At 63.6% G+C, this 2,298-nt stretch carries 2 protein-coding genes and 1 pseudogene; all 3 read right to left on the reverse strand.

Features of this window, described 5'->3' with window-relative positions:
• On the reverse strand, positions 1–400 hold a 400-nt coding region (locus tag ABYO54_RS15985), incomplete at its 3' end, for a Gfo/Idh/MocA family oxidoreductase (protein WP_372809228.1).
• Positions 397–1,836, reverse strand: coding sequence for a divalent metal cation transporter (locus ABYO54_RS15990; RefSeq protein WP_372809229.1), 1,440 nt, complete (start codon positions 1,834–1,836; stop codon positions 397–399). The genes ABYO54_RS15985 and ABYO54_RS15990, both read right to left, overlap by 4 nt.
• A 9-nt stretch (positions 1,837–1,845) precedes the next feature.
• Positions 1,846–2,298: pseudogene (locus ABYO54_RS15995) on the reverse strand (gfo/Idh/MocA family oxidoreductase); the annotation flags it as partial.

Genomic DNA, 2,298 nt, shown 5'->3' on the forward strand with positions numbered 1-2,298 from the left:
ACCGGCGCGCCGCGGCGAGCTGCTCGAGCGTGGTGAAGGGCGCCTTGTCGGTAAAATAGTCCTTGCCGGCTTCCATCGCCTGGAAGCCGATGTCCGCGCGCTGGCAGGGTACCGCGGCGGCCGCCACCAGGCGCACGTCCGGATCCGCGAGGATCTGGCCGTAGGATTCGGCCACCTGGGCTTCGGGATTCCGTTCAACGAACGCCGAGACCTTGGCGGGATCCGGATCGAACACCCACTTGAGCGTTGCGCCGGAATCCTTCAGCCCGTTGGTCTGTCCGTAGATGTGCCCGTGGTCGAGATAGGCCGCGGCGAAAACGAATGCGCCCGGCCCGACCACCTTTTCGGCCTGGGCGGTTGGAGCATAATCCGCGCCGCTGGAAATTTGATGATTGCTCATTTCGCTTCCTGCGGCTGTTCGGCGACGGGCTGGCCGGCCATGCCCTTGATTTTGTCGATGACGCCGCTTTTGATTTTGATGGCGGCGCCAATGGTGGCCATGGCGATGGCGACCAGCAGGATGACGTTCACCAGCGCATGTTTCCATCCGCTGCCGACGGCATCGCCGAGGTAGCTGCGCTTGTTGTTCATGATGAAGAAGATGACATAGGCAATCGGCAGCATGGTCAGGCAGACGGCCGATGCGGCGACGGGCATCCACATGGGGGTGTTGGTGATGACGCCCAGAATGCCGATGGCCGGGACCAGGGCAAACATGCGGAAGCGTTTGGTGGTGTATTCCAGGCCGAACATTTCACAGATGGTGAATCCGCAAACCACCATGTGCGTGCTGATGGCGCCGCAGGTCATGGCAATGAAGCCGAGGTCGAAGACCACGCGGCCGATCGGTCCCATGGTTTGCACCAGCGCCTGGGCGGCGTCGAGCGGCTTGAGCGGCGTGGTCGGGTCGAGCGGATAGACGGTGTTGGCCATGGCGATGATGATCAGCGAGGTGACCAGCACGAACGGCAGGAACATGGAGAGGGCCAGGTCCCAGCGCATCAGCGTGCGGTGCGACTTCCCCCAGCCTTTGGCGAGCAGGGTGTAGGGGTAGAGGAAGGTCATGTTGATCCCGACGGCGGCGCCGATGGCGCCGAGCACGGTGGTGATGCCCTTGGCGGTGTTCGGGAAACCGAAGCCGAAGTTGCACGCTTTGAGCACGTCCATTTTGATGCCCGTCTTGACGACGACCGCTCCGAACATGATCACCACGATGGCGATGGTGCCGCGCAAAAACCATTCGTAGATTTTAATGCCCTTGGCATCCTTGCCATAGTTCCAGGTGGTGGAAACGTTGATTGCCAGGATGAGCAGGCCGATGCCCCAGCTGGTGGCGAGACCGACGCCCGTGAAGCCCTCGGCGTTTTCGGTGACGCCGCCGAGCTGGATGGCCAAGTCGCGCGCCGCCCCGGCGGCCAGACCGTATTGGGGGAAGTGCCAGATGACCGACGCCATCACCGTGCCGAGCGCCCAGAGGAAAATGAGCGGTTTGTTGATTTCGCGGCCGAAGGCCTTGTAGGGGCGCTCGCCGGACGTGAGCACCACTTTGCCCAGGGCGCCGAGCATCATGATGCCGAGGAACATGGCGAGCGGCTGCACCCACAGCAGGGAGTAGCCATAGTAGGCGCCCGCAACGATCGACGCGGCCGCACTGCCCGCGCCGAGCGTCATGGCGCTTTGCAGCAGTCCGGGGCCGGTGCGCTTGAGGTAGCCCTTGACCTTCGTGCCCAGAGGCGCGGTTTCCAGCGCTTCGAGTTCGGCGACCTCTTTGGCCAATGCGGCGGGATCCCACTTCCCGGTCATCGGGAGCCCTTTTTGACGGTGATCTTCGCTCATGGATTTCCCCTATCTGTATGATTTCGACATATCGACTATCGCGGCGGTCTGGACAACCGTCCGAGGTTTGGACCCGGCAATGCGTTTGAGGAGTTCGGTTTCGTAGGCCGCGCCGTCGAGCGGCAGCGCGACTTCGTCGCCGATCCAGGTGGAATAGATCATGGCGCCTGCCAGCTCGAGGGAGCGCAGCCCCGCATCGGCCGGGGCGATCAGTTCCGCCTGGCCGGCGGCGGCTGCCACGAAGTTGTTGAGAATGGCCGCATGCTGGTTGACGGCCGCGGTCGGCCGGAAGAGTTCCGTGGTGGTATCGGGGGCGCCGAACATCTCGTCCGTGCTACGGCTGAAAGCCGCGGCCGATTGACTGTTGCGGATGAGCGTGGCTTGGTTTCCGTCGGTCGTCGCGGTTGCGAGGTCGCCGACGATTTCGAGGCGGTTGCTGCCGGGGGACTCGCCCGTACTGGC

Origin of the sequence: Pontiella sp. (genome assembly GCF_041622395.1) — a bacterium.
GTDB lineage: Bacteria > Verrucomicrobiota > Kiritimatiellia > Kiritimatiellales > Pontiellaceae > Pontiella.

What these genes read in the sequence shown, in the direction of transcription:
- ABYO54_RS15990 (WP_372809229.1), bottom strand. Translation starts at nt 1,836, where the DNA reads ATGAGCGAAGATCACCGTCAAAAAGGGCTCCCGATGACCGGGAAGTGG.